Source organism: Variovorax jilinensis (genome assembly GCF_030316885.1).
GTDB classification, from domain to species: Bacteria; Pseudomonadota; Gammaproteobacteria; order Burkholderiales; family Burkholderiaceae_C; genus Variovorax; species Variovorax jilinensis.
This window is the reverse complement of the sequence record NZ_JASZYQ010000002.1, coordinates 639,844-654,611: the sequence shown is the minus strand read 5'-3', so window position 1 is coordinate 654,611 and position 14,768 is coordinate 639,844. Positions and strand designations below refer to the sequence as shown.

Here is a 14,768-nt window from a genome sequence, read left to right as displayed (position 1 = left end):
TTCCCATCCGAATCGAGGAGCCACCATGCTCGAAGGCTGCGTCCCCTGGCCCGACGAGGCCGCAGGCGAATTCCGCCGGCTCAGCCTTTGGGAGGACATCACGGTGCCAGAGATGGTCGAGCGCGCCATGCACGCGGCGCCTACGCGCGACGCGCTGGTCTTCGGCGACCGCCGCATCAGCTACGAGGAACTGGTGCGCGACGCGCGGCGGCTCGCGGTCAACCTGCTCGACCTCGGGCTGAAGCCGCTCGATCGCGTCGTGGTGCAGTTGCCGAACGTGCCCGAGTTCGTGATCGCCTACCTGGCGCTCAACTGGATCGGCGCCATTCCCGTGATGGCGCTGCGCGCCCACCGGCATGCGGAAGTGCGCCACTTCGTGCGCGCCTCGGGCGCGACCGCCTACCTGCTGCCCGACGTCATCGGCAGCTTCGACTACCGCCCCATGGCGACCGAGCTGGCGGCCGAGTTCTCCTCGCTGCGCCACCTGATCGTGGCCGGCGAGCCGGCACCGGGGCAGCGCGCACTCGATCCGCTGATCGCCGGCGACGAGGTCACCGACCGCGAATCGGCGGCGCGGCTGCGCGCGGTGCGTCCCTCGCCCGACGAGGTCTCGACCATGCTGCTGTCGGGCGGAACCACCTCGGTGTCGAAGCTGATCCCGCGCACCCACAACGACTACGTGCTCAACGCGCGGCTCTGTGCAGACGCCGCAGGCTTCGACGGCAGCACGGTGTTCATGGCGATCCTGCCGCTCGGCCACAACTACAACCTCGCATCGCCGGGGCTCCTGGGCACCTTCAGCGCCGGTGGCACGGTCGTCATCGCGACCGGCACCGATGCCGAGACGGTGTTCGCGACGGTGCAGCGCGAGCGCGTCACGGTGATCGCGAGCGTGGTGCCGCTGATCACGAACTGGCTCGACAGCGATGTGCCCGGGCGCTTCGATCTCTCGTCATTGCGGGTGGTGCAGAACGGCGGCGCGCGGCTCGCGCCCGAGCTGCGCCAGCGGATGCGCCGGCAGCTCGGCTGCACGCCGCAGGAGATCTACGGCACCGCCGAGGGCCTGATCAACATGACGCGGCTCGACGACACCGACGCGCTGCTGCTCGAGAGCTCGGGCGCGCCGGTCAGCGCGCACGACGAAATCAAGGTGCTCGACGACGACGACCGCGAAGTGCCCGATGGCGAGGCCGGCGAGCTGGTGGTGCGCGGGCCGTACACCATCCGCGGCTACTACCGCGCGCCGGAGAAGAACGCAGAGGCCTTCACCGCCGACGGCTTCTACCGCATGGGCGACATCGTGAGAAAGCGCGGCCGCCATGTCTTCACCGAGGGACGACGCAAGGACCTGATCAACCGGGGCGGCGAGAAGATCAGCTGCGACGAGATCGAGAACCTGATCTTCGGACTGCCGCAGGTGGTCGGCGTGGCACTGGTCGGGCTGCCCGATCCGGTGTTCGGCGAACGGGCCTGCGCCTGCGTCGTGCTGCAGCCCGGCACCACGCTGAGCTTCGACGAGCTGGTCGGCTACCTGCGCGGGCAGAAGATCGCCTCCTTCAAGCTGCCCGAGCGGCTCGAGGTCATGGCCGAGTTTCCCGTGAGCCCGGTGGGCAAGATTCTGAAGCGCGAACTGCGCGAAAGGCTGGTCGGATGATCGAACTTCATCACTGCATCAGCGCGCGCTCGTTCCGGGCGCTGTGGGCGCTCGAGGAGCTGAACGCGCCCTACCTGCTGCACATGCTGCCCTTCCCGCCGCGCGTGCTGCAACGCAGCTATCTGGCGCTCAACCCGCTCGGCACCGTGCCCCTGATGGTGGACGGCGACACGCGCATGACCGAGTCGTCGGCGATCTGCCAGTACCTGGCCGAGCGCTGCGATCCCGACAACCGGCACGGCCTCGCGGTCCGGCCCGGCGAACCCGGCTACGGCGCCTGGCTCAACTGGCTGCACCACGGCGAGGCGACGCTGACCTTCCCGCAGACCATCGTGCTGCGCTACGGCCATTTCGAGTCCCCCGAACGCAAGCTGCCGCAGGCCGCCGACGACTATGCCAAGTGGTTCATCTCGCGCCTGCGGGGCATCGAGGCAGTGCTGGCCCGGCACGAATTCCTCGTGGCCGATCGCTTCACGGCCGCCGACATCTCGGTCGGCTATGCGCTGATGCTCGCCAACGAGATCGACCTCGTGCCGCGCTTCCCGCCCGCAGTGGCCGGCTACTGGGAACGGCTGCAGCAGCGCCCGGGCTTCCATCGCGCGCTCGCGGCCCAGCAGGAGGCGGCCGTGGCGCAGGGGGTGCCAGCCTCGCCGTCCACGCGCACGCCGCCGTCCACGGAGGCCGCCCGATGACACCGGCGGCCTGCCGCGGCTGATTGACGGCAACCGCATCTCGCCGGCATAACAGGGGCATGGACCTGCACCACCCGCTGTTCGAGAGCGTGGCACTGCCGCTGCTGCTCTCGTTCGCGGCGAGCGGCCTGCTGCTCGGGCTCGTCGGCCGCGTGCTCGGCGAGCTTCGTGGCCGGCGCTGGGCCGGCGCCGGCGTCGCGCCGGCCATCATCGTGGCCTCGGCCTCGGCGCTCGGATGGCAGCTCTGGCCCGGCAGCATCACCGAGGAACTGCCCTGGATCTACGTCGCGGCCGCCCTGCTCGGATTCGGACTCGAAGGGATGCGCGCCGTCCGGCGCACCAGCTGGCTGGCCGGCTGCGTGATGTGGGCCCTGGTGCTTCTGGGTCTCGGCGATGCGCCCCTGGCCTGGCAGGCGGCCATCTGGTGCGCCGGCGCGATCGCCATTGCCGCGGTACTCAACGCACCGATCGACGACGCCACGGGACCGGCCGCTCTCATGGTGGCCAGCCTCGGGCTCGCAGCCGTGGCCTTCGTCTCGGGCTCGGCCCTGCTGTGCGAACTCGGCCTGTCGATCGCCGCCGCCGTGGCCGGATTCGCGCTGTGGCTCTGGCCGCGTCCGAGGGTGTGCTTCGGCATGGCCGTGGCCGTCGTCTCGGTGATGGCCTGGCTCACGCTCGTGCAGACCGTCGCACTGCTCACGCCGGTGGCGCCCGAGGTGCTGCTGCTGCTGGCCCTGGCACTCTGCAGCGGTCCTCCGGTCCGCTGGGCACTGCGCGCGGCGCGGCGCGGCCGGACGGGCGGCAGCGCCGCACGACCGGCGATCGATCCCCTGATCGTGGCGCTGGTCGCCGCGCTCTGGGCCGGCGCCGCCATCGCACTGGCACTGCACGGGCGCGGACCCGAGGCAGCGGCCGCCGGCGACGACCCCTACTACACGCCACGCTGGCAAACCGTCCCATGATGCCCTCACCTGCCTCAACCCTCCCCGGCATCGACGCCCTGTGGCCCCTGTGCCTCGACATCGCGGCGCGCCGGCGCGGCCCCGCGGCGCCGCCGCCTGCCGAGGCGGGCGGCCCGATCGCATGGAGCGAAGCCCGGGGCTTCGAGCTGCAGGGTCTGTGGGGCGACGAGGCGATCGAGCTGTTCGAACTGTTGAAGCCACTGCTCGACCGCCCGCGGCCCGGCGCGACCTGGACCCTGGGCCAGCTCGGCCAGAGCCTCGACGGCTGCGTCGCCACGCACGGCGGCGACTCCAACTTCGTCAACGGCCCCGAGATGCTGGTGCACCTGCACCGGCTGCGCGCCCTCTGCGACGCGGTGATCGTGGGCGCAGGCACCGCGGCCATCGACGATCCGCAGCTCACCACGCGCCGTGTCGAAGGTCCGAACCCGGTGCGCGTCGTGATCGATCCCGATCTGCGCCTGCCCGCGACGCTGCGTGTGCTCAGCGACCGCCAGGCGCCGACCCTGCTGGCCTGCGATGCGCGCAGGGCCGATGCGGCCGCATCGCGCATCGGCCCCGACCAGGTGCTCGGCGTGACGGCGCTGATGCGGCCCGACGGCAGCACCGACCTGCGCGCGCTGCAAACGGCGCTCGGCCAGCTCGGGCTGCACCTGCTGTTCGTCGAGGGCGGCGGCGTCACGGTCTCGCGCTTCATCGCCGAGGGATGCATGGACCGTCTTCACCTGAGCATCGCGCCGGTGCTGATCGGCAGCGGGAGACTCGGCCTCCAGTTGCCGCGCCAGGCGGCGATGCGCGACTGCCCGAGGCCCGCGACCCGCATCTACCGCATGGGCGCCGACGTGCTGTGGGACCTGGACCTGCGCGCCGCCGCAGGCTGAGCCGCGAGCGGCGGACGAATCAGGAAGTCAGCGGTATCGCGAGCAGGTCGCGATGGCCGACCACGAGAAGGCTCCGTGCGAGCGCGTCGAGACGCTGCAGCTTCCATTCGAGCACGCGGGATAGTGCTGCCGGGTCCTGTTCGATTGCGGCCGAAGCGATGCCATCGACCATCGCCGCGAGCATCGCCTGCGCGGCCGGACCGTCGCCGCCGTCGATGCGCCAGTCGCTGTCTGCCGCGTGCAACTCCAGGCCCGGCGTGTCGAGACGTGCAGCCGCCCAGTGCGGCGCCGCGCCACCGAGGGCCGGACCGAAGCCCTTGTCGCGCTGCTGGTGCGCGGCGAACAGCCGGGCGACTTCCGCATCGCCTTCGAGCGCCGGCTCCCAGTGCAGACGGCCGTCGACGCTGAGCGCGAACAGCAGCGCCGGCCGCGATGCTGCGACCCGCGCCAGCAGATCGTCGAGCCAGTTCGCGGAAACCAGGTCGAGCAAGGCAGCGGCCGTGACGAGGTCGACGCCCGCCAGCGGCAGCATGTCCGGCGACTGCACGAGGTCGAGCTGCAGCGTCTCGAATTCGACATGCCACCCGGGGCCACCGATCGAGGCAGGCTCCGCGCCGCCGCCGCCGCGAAAGTCAAAGCCGCAGTCCATCGCCCAGCGGGCCATCGAGACCGGCAGTTGCGCGAGCAATTGCGCGTCATGGTCGACCGCGACCCAGCGCTGATCGCCGCGAAGCTCGGGCGCCAGCGCACGCAGGTTGGCGCCGGTGCCGCACGCGAGATCGAGCACTTCGATCCGGGCGCGCCCGCGGCGCAGCCGGTCGCCGAGCGCGTGCAGACCGAGGCCTGGCGCCGTGTTCGCGCGCGCTTCCCGGTCGAAGGGTTCGCGCAGGGCGAGCCAGTCGGCGCTGAAACCGGTCATGGCGCCTTCGTCGCGTCGAATGGCTGGCCTGCCACCTGCTCGAGCGCGCGCGCGAAGGCTGCCGCGCTGTCGTCCCAGGTCGGCAGCTGCCCCCGCGCCTCGCGCGCGCCGGCCGCCAGGCGCGAGCGCAGCCCGGCATCGTCGAGCACCTGCCGAAGGGCGTCGCGCAGGGCCTCGACATCACCGGGCGGCACCAGCAGCCCCGCGGTGGACGGCACGGTGTCGGGGATGGCGCCCGCGAGCGTGCTGACCACGGGCAGCCCATGGGCGAGCGCGACCGCGAGCGCCATGCCGTAGCCCTCGTGGAACGAAGGCAGCACGAAGACGTCGGCCGCGGCATAGAGCGCCTCCAGCCTGGCCTCGTCGCGCTCGCCATGCAGCACGATGCGGTCCTCCAGGCCGTGGCGCCGGATGGCGGCACGCAAGCCGGTCGCGCAGGCCGGGTCCATCGAGAGGCTGCCCGCGCAATGCAGCGTCCACGGTCGATCGCGCAGTGCGGCCAACGCCTCGACCATCAGGGCATGGCCCTTGCGCGGCGTGATCGTGGCCACGCACAGCAAGGACGGCGCCGGCGCCCCCGAGCCGGCCGCCAGCGCCGACCGCGCGGTACCGGGCTCGATCACCGTGACGCGCGTGGCCGAGACATCGAAGTCCGCGAGCGCTCGCGCGGTCGAACGGCTGGTGACGATCACGTGCCGCGCCGCGGCCAGCGCGCGCCGCTCGCTCTCGAACAGCCGCTGCCGCAGATCGGCCGAGAGGCCGGTCTCGAGCGCCAGGGGATGGTGGACCAGCGCCACCCAGCGCAGGCGGCGTTCATGAGCAGCCGCGATCCGGTCCATGGCGCCGAAGGCCAGGCCGTCGACCACCACCAGCGTGCCATCGGGCAGCGATTCGATCAGCTCGCGCGTTCGCGCGATCGCCGCGGCGTCGGGCTCCGGATAGCTGTCGCCGAGCGCGGCGAGATCGACCTGCCAGCCCGCGGCGCGCAGGCCGTCGATGATGTGGCGGTCGTAGGTGTAGCCGCCGGTACGCGTGTAGATGTCGCCCGGCACCAGGAAGCTGCAGTGCCGATCGCTCATGCAGGCCGCGCCGGCAGCGCACCCTCGTAGGCGGCCCAGGCCACGTGCGACTCGTTGAGCCGCACCCGCAGGCTCGCGAGGCCGCCGGCATGCGGACCCAGGTCGCCTGCCGCGATGCGCGCCGCGATGCGATCGAAGATCACGCGCGCCATGAATTCGGTGGTGGTGTTGCGCCCCGCGAACGCCGGCTCGTCGTCGAGGTTGCGCAGGTTGAGTGCGCCCAGCTCGCTGCGCAGCACCTCGGTGGCCAACGCGATGTCGACCACCATGCCGTCGGCATCGAGCTCGGCGCGGAGCAGTTCGAGATCGACCACGTAGGTCGCGCCATGCAGGCGCTGCGCCGGGCCGAAGGCGGCGCCGCGAAAGCTGTGGGCGATCATGAAGTGATCGCGGACGTTGACGCTGTACATGCGCTTCCTTTGGGGTTCGATGGAGGATCAGGTGTAGTCGATGCGCTGGCAAAGCGTTTCGGGCGCGCCGGCCGCAAGCCGCGCGAGCACGGCCGGCAGTTCTTCGAAAGGGGCGCTGTCGGTGACCAGTGCATCGAGCACCGGATCGCGCAGCAGCGAGAGCGCCAGCGCCAGGCGGCGTTGGTGCGACCAGCGCGCGCGCTGGGCCGCCGCCACATGGCCCACCTGCGAGGCCTGCAGGTGCAGCCGGCGCGCATGGAAGGCTTCCCCGAGCGGCAGCGAGACCGAGTGCCGGCCGTACCAGCTGAGCTCGGTCACGACGGACTCGAATCCGGCCAGGCCCAGGGCCGTGACCAGGCCTTCGGGCTGGCCGCTCGCATGCAGCACGACGTCGGCGTCGGACCGCGCGTCCGCAGGCAGCGCAAAGCCGAGGCCGAGCCGCCCGGCGACTTCGCCTCGGGAGGCCTGCACATCGACCAGCTCGACCTCGCAGCCCGTCAGGCGCGAGGCCAGCCACGCCACCAGGAGGCCCAGCACGCCGCCGCCGACCACCGCGATGCGATCGCCGACCCGCGGTGCCGCATCCCACAGCGCATTGACTGCCGTCTCCATGTTGGCGGCCAGCACGGCACGTGCCGGTGGCAGCCCATCGGGCAGCAGGTGTACCGCGGCGGCAGGCACCGCATAGCGGGTCTGGTGCGGGTACAGGCAGAAGACATGGCGGCCAAGCAGCGCGGGCGGACCTTCCTCGACGAGGCCCACGCTTGCGTAGCCGTACTTCAACGGCCCCGGAAAATCGCCCCGCTGGAAGGGCGCACGCATGCGCTCGAACTCGCTGGGCGGCACCTCGCCGCGGTACACCAGCAGTTCGGTGCCTCGGCTCACGCCACTGTGCAGCGCGCGCACCAGCACTTCGCCTTCGGCCGCGGCGATATCGGGCTCGTCGCGGATCGCGGCGCGCCCGGGAGCCTCGATCCAGCAGGCACGGGCATGGGCATTGGCTGACATGACGGGGGGCGAATATGCTGGCATGCTCGATGGATGCTCGCGGCTGCGAGCGTATGGAGGTTCGAAGCGATGGAAAGCCATCTTAAGGCGATGCCCTCGCAGACTGCCACCGGTCCGATGGTCGAGCCCGCGGCGCGGGCTGCGGCGCTGCGCCGCGATGCCACGCGCGGAGGCCTCGTCGTGCTGGCGCTGCTGGTGGTGCTGGCCGCCGGGGTCGCGCTCGCATCGGGGCTCGAACCTGCTTTCGTCGCGCGCGCGGCGATCGTCTTCGGCCTCGCCTTCGCACTCGTTCTGCGCGCGCTCCCGGCTCATGGAACCCACGCGCGCTTCGGCGCCGCCAACCGCGTGACGCTGGGCCGACTCGCGCTGGTGGCGCTGCTGGCCGCCGGCGTCGGCGAGCCGCTCGGCGAACACGCCGAGGCGCTGGCCTGGGGTGCGGTCGCGATCGCCACCACGGCAGCGCTGCTCGATGCGCTCGACGGTCCGCTGGCGCGCAGCCAGGGCATCTCGAGCGCGTTCGGTGCCCGCTTCGATAGAGCGCCGACTTCCTCAACGCGTCGCAGTTCCCGCGCATGGTCTTCACCGCGGCGGGTGCGCGCCGCACCGGCGAGCGCAGCTTCGAGGTCCCGGGCCAGCTCGAGCTGCTCGGCCGCGCAGCCGCTGACGCTCACCGCCACGCTCAACCGGATCGGCCCGTCGCCGATCGACAAGGTCTACACGATGGCGTGTCGGCGCGCGGCAGCTTCGGGCGCAGCGCGCACGGCATGAACTATGGCGTTGCCAACGAATGGGTCGGCGACGAGGTGCCGCTGATCGTCGAGTTCGAGGCGCAACGCAAGTGAACGAAGGCACGGCGCCGGGCGCCGGGCCATGGCCGGGCTGGGGCCGCTGGCTGCTGCACCTGGCGCCGCCGTTCGCGCTGCTGAACGGGCTGCTCACGCTCGAGAACCTGTGGCCGACCTGATGGGCGGTGCCGGCGTTGCGGCTGTCCTTCGAGCTGTCGATGGCAACGCTCGCGCTCGCGGCCTGGGTCCGGCTGCGCGGCGGTGTCGGCCCCGGCATGCTGCGCCTGCTCGCGCTCCTCACCACCTTCTGGGTCGTCACGCGCTATGCCGAGGTCACGGCCTCGGCGGTGTTCGGCCGCCAGATCAACCTCTACTGGGACGGGCGCCACCTGTTCGAGGTGCTTGCGATAGGCAACGTCTCGCGCGTGCAGATCGCGCTCGGCGCCGTGGCAGTCGTCGCGATGGTCGTCGCCCTCTACCGGCTCGCGCAGGGCTGCTGGTCGTCGATCGCACGCCAGCTGGCCTGGCGACAGCCGCTGCCCCTGCTCGTGCTGGTCGGCCTGGGGTTGCTGGCCGCTTTCATGCTGCAGGGCGTGGGCGGGCGCAACACGCGCTGGTTCTTCTCGATGCCTGTCGCGCCGATCGTGGCGCGCCAGGCCGAGTTGATCGCCGGCCAGCTGGCCCCCGGCCGCAGCGACCGGCAGCTGTCGCCGAGCCCGGCCTTCGACGGCACGCTGGCCGGCCTTGCGGGCGCCGACGTGCTGCTGCTGTTTGCCGAGTCCTACGGCGTGAGCACGCTCGACGATACGGCACAGGCCCACGCTCGTGAGCCACTTCGCCGCCCGGGGCTGGCGCACCGTGGGCTGGATGCCGGGCCTGCAAAAGCCGTGGCCCGAGGGCCGCTTCTACGGCTTCGACCGCGTGGCCGACGCCGGCACCATCGGCTATGCCGGCCCGGCCTTCGGCCACTGGCGCATTCCTGACCAGGCCTCGATGGCGCTGCTGCAGGCGCAGGAACTGGCCGAGCAACCGGAGCGGCGGGCGCCGCGGCTGATCGTGTTCCCGACGCTCGCGAGCCACGCGCCCTTCCGTCCGCTGGCGCCCTACGTGAGCGACTGGAGCGTTTGCTGACCGCGCAGGCCTACACGCCGCACCAGCTGGCCGAAGCGCTCGATGCGCCGGTGTCGTGGCTCGAGCCGGTACCGGCCTATCTCGAGGCGCTGGCCGGCAGCTTCGAATGGCTGGGCGACTGGCTGGCGCATCGCGCACCGCCCCGCATGCTCACGATCGTGATCGGCGACCACCAGCCGATGGCCAGCGTGAGCGGCCCTGGCGCTTCCTGGGAAGTGCCGGTGCACATCGTCAGCAACGACGCGGCACTGTTGCGGCGCTTCGCGGCGGCAGGCTTCGCGCCGGGGATGGCGCCGATGCAACCCGCGACGCTGCCGATGCACGCCCCGACGCCGCTGCTGCTCGCGGCCTTCGATGCCGCGCCCGAAAACGGCAGCCGGGCGCCGCCGGACGCAAGGTCTCGGCCATAGCGGGCAGTTTTTCACGCGCCGGCGGGCCGGATGTCTGCTAGCCTGCGATGCATGCGCGCCATCCTCCTTCTGCTCAACATCGCGGTCATTGCCGCCGCTTATTACCTGGCCGGCATCACCGGCCTCGTGATCGCGGCACTGGTCTGCTTCGCGCTGATCGCGGGCGCCTTCGTGTTCTCGATGGCACGCGCCGATTCGCAGGAGTCGAGCGAGATGCGTCGCGCCATGGGTCGCAACACCACCTTCCTCGCGGGGCTGTTCGGGCCCACTAAACGCTGAGTACGGCCGCCTTGGCCACCGCCACGTCGGCCTCGCGCGGCAACGTGACCGCGTTCTTCACCGCCAGGATCTCCGCCATCACGCTGACCGCGATCTCGGACGGCGTCTTGCTTCCGATGTAGATGCCGATCGGTCCGCGCAGGCGGGCGAGCGAATCGGGGGTCTGCTCGAAGTGCTCGATCATGCGCTGCCGCCGCGCCTCGGCATTGCGGCGCGAGCCGATCGCGCCGACGTAGAAGGCCTCGCTTTGCAGCGCCTCCAGCAGGGCCAGGTCGTCGAGCTTGGGATCGTGAGTGAGCGCGACCACGCAGGTGCGGCGGTCCGGCCGGAACGCGGTCACGGCGTCGTCGGGCATCTCGGTGGTCATCGCCACGCCGGGCTGGTCGAAGGTGGTGCGGTACTCGGCCCGCGGATCGCACAGCGTCACCGCAAAGCCGCTGAACTTCGCCATCGTCGCGAGGTATTCGGCCAGCTGCCCCGCGCCGATCAGCAGCATGCGGTATTCGGGGCCGAAGGTGTTGACGAGCACCTGATCGTCGACGCGCAGTTCCTGCGGCGCGGCGGCCTCCGAGAGTGCCACCGTGCCGTCGGCCAGCGTCACGCTGCGCTGCATCAGCCGCCCCTGCTCGAGGGCCGCCACCAGGGTCTGGAGCGCGTCGGCGTCGGGGTCGTATTCGAGCAGCAGTTCGAGCGTTCCGCCGCAGGGCAGGCCGAAGCGATGCGCCTCGTCGGCCGTGATGCCGTACTTGACCAGCGCCGGTGCGCCCGTAGGCATGGCGCCATCGCCATGGGCACGGCTGTAGCGCGCGATGAGATCGTCCTCGATGCAGCCGCCCGAGACCGACCCGACCACCGCGCCGTCCTCGGCCAGCGCCATGATCGAGCCAATCGGGCGCGGCGACGAACCCCAGGTGCGCACCACCGTCGACAGCAACGCGCGGCGTCCGGCGAGGCGCCAGTCGCGCAGCGTGCGCAGCACCATCACATCGAGATTTTCCATGCCTGCGATTCTCAGTCGGCCGGCTCTTCACCGCCGGGCGAGGCCTTCTTGCCAAGGCCGAGCTTCTGCATGAAGCCGGCCACGGCACCGGTCTTCTCGGGCTCGGGCGCCTCGTCGGCGCCGGCCGGCGGACCGTATCGGCTCTGCATCTCGGCGTCGAATCGCTTGAAGAAATCGTCGGCGGTCGATTTCGCGGCACCGTCGATGAGGCGCTGGCCCATCTGCGCGATCTTGCCGCCGACCTGGGCCTGCACCGTGTAGTCGAGCTCGCAGCCGTCGCCGCCATCTGCCACGGGCTTGAGCGAGACGCTCGACGCGCCCTTGGCAAAGCCGGCCACGCCGCCCTGCCCCTCGAAGGACAGCTTGTAGCTGTCGGGCGCCTGGATGTCGGCCAGCGTCACCTTGCCGTTGAACTTGGCCGAGACCGGGCCGATCTTGAGCGCCAGCGCCACCGTGTACTGGTTCTCGCCCGTGAGCTCGAACTTGTCGCAGCCCGGGATGCATTTGCGCAGCGTCTCGGGGTCGTTGAGCGCTTCCCAGGCCTGTTGCTGCGTGACGCCGAGGCGCCGGTTGCCGAGCATTTCCATGGTGGGTTCCTTGTTGTCGTTGGGAGGTGGCGGCCGTCAGCGGCCGGCGCGCATCAGCGCGGCCAGGCTGGCTGCCAGCTGCTCGAGGGCGCTCAGATTGTGGACCGCGAGCATCGCGTCCGCATGGCGGTGCAGCATGGCCGCACCGCGCGCAAGGGGAGCGTAGCCTTCGTAGCGCAGCAGCGGGTTGAGCCACAGCAGGCGCCGCGAATGGCGCTTTACCCATTGCAGCTCGCGCTCCAGGGTCTCGGGCTCGCCGGTGTCGAGGCCGTCGCTGATCACCAGCACCAGCGTGCGGCGGCCCGTGAGACGACGCGCGTGCCGCTGCCGCAGCGTGGCGAGCGATTCGCCCAGGCGCGTGCCGCCCGCGAAGTCGTCGATCGCCGCACCCGCGGCGCCGAGCATGGCGTCGGTGTCGGCAATGCGGAAGGCGGGCGTGAGGTCGGTCAGGTGGGTGCCGAAGGCGAACACGTCGCGCCGGCCTGCGCGCCGCGTCGACGCATGCAGGAAGGCCAGCAGCAGGCGCGCGTAACGCTCCATCGAGCCCGACACGTCGACCAGCACCAGCAGCGGCAGCGGCTGCCGGCGCCGCGACAGCCGCGGAAGCCGAATGAGCTCGCCGCCGGTGCGTGCGGCCTCGTGCAGCACGCCGGGCCAATGCATGCGCGAATGGGCCGCGCTGTCGCCGGCCACACGCAGCCGTCGCGAAGGCAGGGTGGGCACCGGCAGCGCGATGTCGCGCGCCAGGCGTTCGACCAGCCGGTATTCGGCGGCACCGAGCGCATTGAAATCGGCATGGTGCAGGCGCTGCCGGTCGCTCGCGGTCATGGCGGCATCGAAGTCGATCTCGCGCTCGGTCTGTGCCGGCTTGACCGCATCGCGCGGCGCCGCCAGCGCCTCGCGCACGCGCGGCCGCCGCTTCGAGGGCTCGGCCTTGCCTTCGGCGCTCGGCAGCATCTGGGCCAGCAGCTTGTTGGCAAGCTCGGGATCGCGAAACCAGGTGTCGAACAGTTCCCGGAACACCATGCGGTCTTCCTCGCGGCTGATCATCACGGCTTCCATCGCGGCGGCAAGATCGTGCCGGCTGTCGACGCCGACCAGCGTGGCGGCCTCGGCCGCGAGCGCGATGCGCATCGAATCGGTACGCACGCCTGCTCGTCGCAATGCGCGTCCGAAGCCCGCCATGTTGCCGGCCAGCTTGCCGCGACGGGCATCGCCGAGCTGCTGCACGCTGCCGCTCAAGAGGCGCCCTCCTCCTCGGGCTTGAGCAGATCGTGCGCGAGTTCGTGCGTGAGGGCGGCCACGTCGTCGCGCTGCTTGAACAGGATGCCGGCGGTGTCGACCACGATCTCGGGATCGAGCTCGACCGTATCGAGCGCCACCAGCGCCCTGGCCCATTCGACGCTCTCGGCGATGCCGGGCCCGCGCTGGAAGGCACTCGCGAACGGCGCACTGCGCAGCCGGCCGACGAAGGCCGCGACCTGCTCGGACAGCACTGCACCGGCCTGCGGCACCTGGGCTCGCACGATGGCCAGCTCGCGATCCCGCTCGGGATAGTCGAGCCAGTGGTAGAGGCAGCGCCGCTTGACCGCGTCGTTGAGCTCGCGCGTCCGGTTGCTGGTCAGGAGCGTTACCGGCGGCACCAGCGCGCTCACGGTGCCGAGCTCGGGAATGCTGACCTGGTACTCGCCCAGGTACTCGAGCAGGAAGGCCTCGAAGGGTTCGTCGGCGCGATCGACCTCGTCGATCAGCAGCACCGCGCCCGGCGCCGGCGCCTGCAGGGCCTGCAGCAGCGGCCGGCGAATCAGGTAGCGCGGCTGGTAGACCTCGGATTCGATGTCGCTCGAAGCGCCGTGCGCTTCGGCTGCGCGCATGTGGAGCAGCTGCGCCGCGTAGTTCCATTCGTAGAGCGCTTCTCGCTGCTCGAGCCCGTCGTAGCACTGCAGGCGCAGCAGTTCGCGTCCGAGCGCGGTCGACAGGGCCTTCGCCAGCTCGGTCTTGCCGACGCCCGGCTCGCCCTCGAGCAGCAGCGGCCGCTGCAGCCTGAGCGCGAGGAACACGGCGGTCGCCAGCCGCCGATCGGCGAAGTAGCCGGCGCCCTGAAGCGCCTGCACGACTGCGTCGATGGTGGGGAACGGGGTGATCGTCGCAGGCGTGTGGTCGGTCATCGCGACAGCTTAGCCCAGCGCCTTTGCCACCGCGCGCTGGGTCAGGACGCTGATGAGATTGGCCCGGTAGGCCGCCGAGGCATGCAGGTCGCTGTTGAGTGCGCCGTCGTCGATCTTCACCGCGGCCGCGGAGGCCACCGAGAAGTCCTTCGTCAGCGCGGCCTCGAGACCCTGGTGGCGGAACACGCCGTTGCCCGCGCCCGTGACGGCCACGCGCACGCCGCCGTCGTACTGCGCCAGGAAGATGCCGACCAGCGGAAAGTGCGAGGCCTTCTGACGCAGTTTCTCGTAGGCCGCACGTTTCGGGATCGGAAAGCGGATCGCCTTGATCAGTTCACCGTCCTCGAGCGCGGTGGTGAAGAGGCCCTGGAAGAAATCGTCGGCCGCGATCTCGCGCTGCGTGGTGATCACGGTCGCGCCCGAGCCGAGCACCGCGCTCGGATAGCAGGCGGCCGGGTCGTTGTTGGCGACCGAGCCGCCGATTGTGCCCATGGCGCGCACCTGGCGGTCGCCGATGCGCGAGGCCAGGTCGGCCAGCGCCGGGTAGGCGGCCTTGATGTCGGCATGGTTGGCGACCGCGAGATGCCGCGACATGGCACCGATCACGAAGGCATTGCCTTCGCGCGTGATGCCCGTGAGCTCCTTGACGCCGCTGAGGTCGGCGAGCTGGTCGTGGGCCGCCAGCCGCAGCTTCATGGAGGCCAGCAGCGTCTGGCCGCCGGCCAGGGGCTTGGCGCCCGCGCCTGCGAGCTTGACCGCATCGGCCAGGGTGGTGGGACGTTCGAGGGTGAAGGCGTACATGG

General features: G+C 71.3%; 19 protein-coding genes and 1 pseudogene. 11 read left to right on the top strand and 9 right to left on the bottom strand.

Going from position 1 to position 14,768, the window contains the following annotated elements:
* Positions 1-25 precede the first annotated feature (25 nt).
* From QTH87_RS10210 to QTH87_RS10195, 4 genes are read left to right on the top strand one after another with little or no spacing between them, the layout of a single operon-like run.
* Entirely contained in the window at positions 26-1,654 is a 1,629-nt protein-coding gene (locus QTH87_RS10210; protein ID WP_286608797.1) for a (2,3-dihydroxybenzoyl)adenylate synthase, read from the top strand.
* The gene (locus QTH87_RS10205; protein WP_286608796.1) at positions 1,651-2,346 is read left to right on the top strand and encodes a glutathione S-transferase family protein; all 696 of its coding nucleotides are present in this window, start codon (positions 1,651-1,653) and stop codon (positions 2,344-2,346) included. Before QTH87_RS10210 ends, QTH87_RS10205 begins: the two co-directional genes overlap by 4 nt.
* A 59-nt stretch (positions 2,347-2,405) precedes the next feature.
* Entirely contained in the window at positions 2,406-3,308 is a 903-nt protein-coding gene (locus QTH87_RS10200) for an MraY family glycosyltransferase (RefSeq protein ID WP_286608795.1), read from the top strand.
* On the top strand, positions 3,305-4,189 hold the full coding sequence (locus tag QTH87_RS10195; RefSeq protein ID WP_286608794.1) for a RibD family protein: 885 nt from the start codon (positions 3,305-3,307) through the stop codon (positions 4,187-4,189). Before QTH87_RS10200 ends, QTH87_RS10195 begins: the two co-directional genes overlap by 4 nt.
* 19 nt (positions 4,190-4,208) lie before the next feature.
* Here QTH87_RS10195 and QTH87_RS10190 read toward each other — a convergent pair whose 3' ends face one another.
* From QTH87_RS10190 to QTH87_RS10175, 4 genes are read right to left on the bottom strand one after another with little or no spacing between them, the layout of a single operon-like run.
* On the bottom strand, positions 4,209-5,108 hold the full coding sequence (locus QTH87_RS10190) for a class I SAM-dependent methyltransferase (RefSeq protein ID WP_286608793.1): 900 nt from the start codon (positions 5,106-5,108) through the stop codon (positions 4,209-4,211).
* Entirely contained in the window at positions 5,105-6,187 is a 1,083-nt protein-coding gene (locus QTH87_RS10185; protein ID WP_286608792.1) for a glycosyltransferase family 4 protein, read from the bottom strand. The genes QTH87_RS10190 and QTH87_RS10185 overlap by 4 nt, the downstream gene beginning before the upstream one ends.
* Positions 6,184-6,597 carry a 6-pyruvoyl trahydropterin synthase family protein gene (locus tag QTH87_RS10180; protein ID WP_286608791.1) on the bottom strand — a complete coding sequence of 138 codons (414 nt, stop codon included), beginning with the start codon at positions 6,595-6,597 and terminating at the stop codon, positions 6,184-6,186. The genes QTH87_RS10185 and QTH87_RS10180 overlap by 4 nt, the downstream gene beginning before the upstream one ends.
* Positions 6,598-6,624: 27 nt before the next feature.
* Positions 6,625-7,605 (bottom strand): zinc-dependent alcohol dehydrogenase, encoded by a 981-nt coding sequence (locus QTH87_RS10175; RefSeq protein WP_286608790.1) that lies wholly within the window; start codon positions 7,603-7,605, stop codon positions 6,625-6,627.
* A 33-nt stretch (positions 7,606-7,638) separates the two neighbouring features.
* Here QTH87_RS10175 and QTH87_RS10170 point away from each other — a divergent pair.
* The 7 genes and pseudogenes from QTH87_RS10170 to QTH87_RS10140 all read left to right on the top strand — a co-directional run.
* Positions 7,639-8,082, top strand: a pseudogene (locus QTH87_RS10170) (hypothetical protein); the annotation flags it as partial.
* A gap of 95 nt (positions 8,083-8,177) precedes the next feature.
* A complete protein-coding gene (locus QTH87_RS10165; protein ID WP_286608789.1) occupies positions 8,178-8,447 on the top strand; it encodes a YceI family protein in 270 nt (89 codons plus the stop codon).
* On the top strand, positions 8,444-8,569 hold the full coding sequence (locus QTH87_RS10160; RefSeq protein WP_286608788.1) for a hypothetical protein: 126 nt from the start codon (positions 8,444-8,446) through the stop codon (positions 8,567-8,569). Before QTH87_RS10165 ends, QTH87_RS10160 begins: the two co-directional genes overlap by 4 nt.
* A 15-nt stretch (positions 8,570-8,584) precedes the next feature.
* Positions 8,585-9,373 (top strand): hypothetical protein, encoded by a 789-nt coding sequence (locus tag QTH87_RS10155; RefSeq protein WP_286608787.1) that lies wholly within the window; start codon positions 8,585-8,587, stop codon positions 9,371-9,373.
* Complete coding sequence (locus QTH87_RS10150; RefSeq protein ID WP_286608786.1) at positions 9,312-9,521, top strand: hypothetical protein; 210 nt, start codon at positions 9,312-9,314, stop codon at positions 9,519-9,521. Before QTH87_RS10155 ends, QTH87_RS10150 begins: the two co-directional genes overlap by 62 nt.
* Entirely contained in the window at positions 9,515-9,931 is a 417-nt protein-coding gene (locus QTH87_RS10145; RefSeq protein WP_286608785.1) for a hypothetical protein, read from the top strand. Before QTH87_RS10150 ends, QTH87_RS10145 begins: the two co-directional genes overlap by 7 nt.
* A 51-nt stretch (positions 9,932-9,982) precedes the next feature.
* Positions 9,983-10,210 (top strand): hypothetical protein, encoded by a 228-nt coding sequence (locus tag QTH87_RS10140; RefSeq protein WP_286608784.1) that lies wholly within the window; start codon positions 9,983-9,985, stop codon positions 10,208-10,210.
* On the opposite strand, the gene QTH87_RS10135 is transcribed toward QTH87_RS10140, so the two are convergent.
* From QTH87_RS10135 to QTH87_RS10115, 5 genes are read right to left on the bottom strand one after another with little or no spacing between them, the layout of a single operon-like run.
* Positions 10,200-11,210, bottom strand: coding sequence for an XdhC family protein (locus QTH87_RS10135; protein ID WP_286608783.1), 1,011 nt, complete (start codon positions 11,208-11,210; stop codon positions 10,200-10,202). The genes QTH87_RS10140 and QTH87_RS10135 overlap by 11 nt on opposite strands.
* Before the next feature lie 11 nt (positions 11,211-11,221).
* A complete protein-coding gene (locus tag QTH87_RS10130; RefSeq protein ID WP_286608782.1) occupies positions 11,222-11,797 on the bottom strand; it encodes an SRPBCC family protein in 576 nt (191 codons plus the stop codon).
* 36 nt (positions 11,798-11,833) lie between these two features.
* Positions 11,834-12,982, bottom strand: coding sequence for a vWA domain-containing protein (locus tag QTH87_RS10125; protein ID WP_286609064.1), 1,149 nt, complete (start codon positions 12,980-12,982; stop codon positions 11,834-11,836).
* Positions 12,983-13,035: 53 nt separating this feature from the next.
* A complete protein-coding gene (locus QTH87_RS10120; RefSeq protein WP_286608781.1) occupies positions 13,036-13,965 on the bottom strand; it encodes an AAA family ATPase in 930 nt (309 codons plus the stop codon).
* A 9-nt stretch (positions 13,966-13,974) separates the two neighbouring features.
* Positions 13,975-14,766 carry an FAD binding domain-containing protein gene (locus QTH87_RS10115; protein WP_286608780.1) on the bottom strand — a complete coding sequence of 264 codons (792 nt, stop codon included), beginning with the start codon at positions 14,764-14,766 and terminating at the stop codon, positions 13,975-13,977.
* Positions 14,767-14,768: the final 2 nt, after the last annotated feature.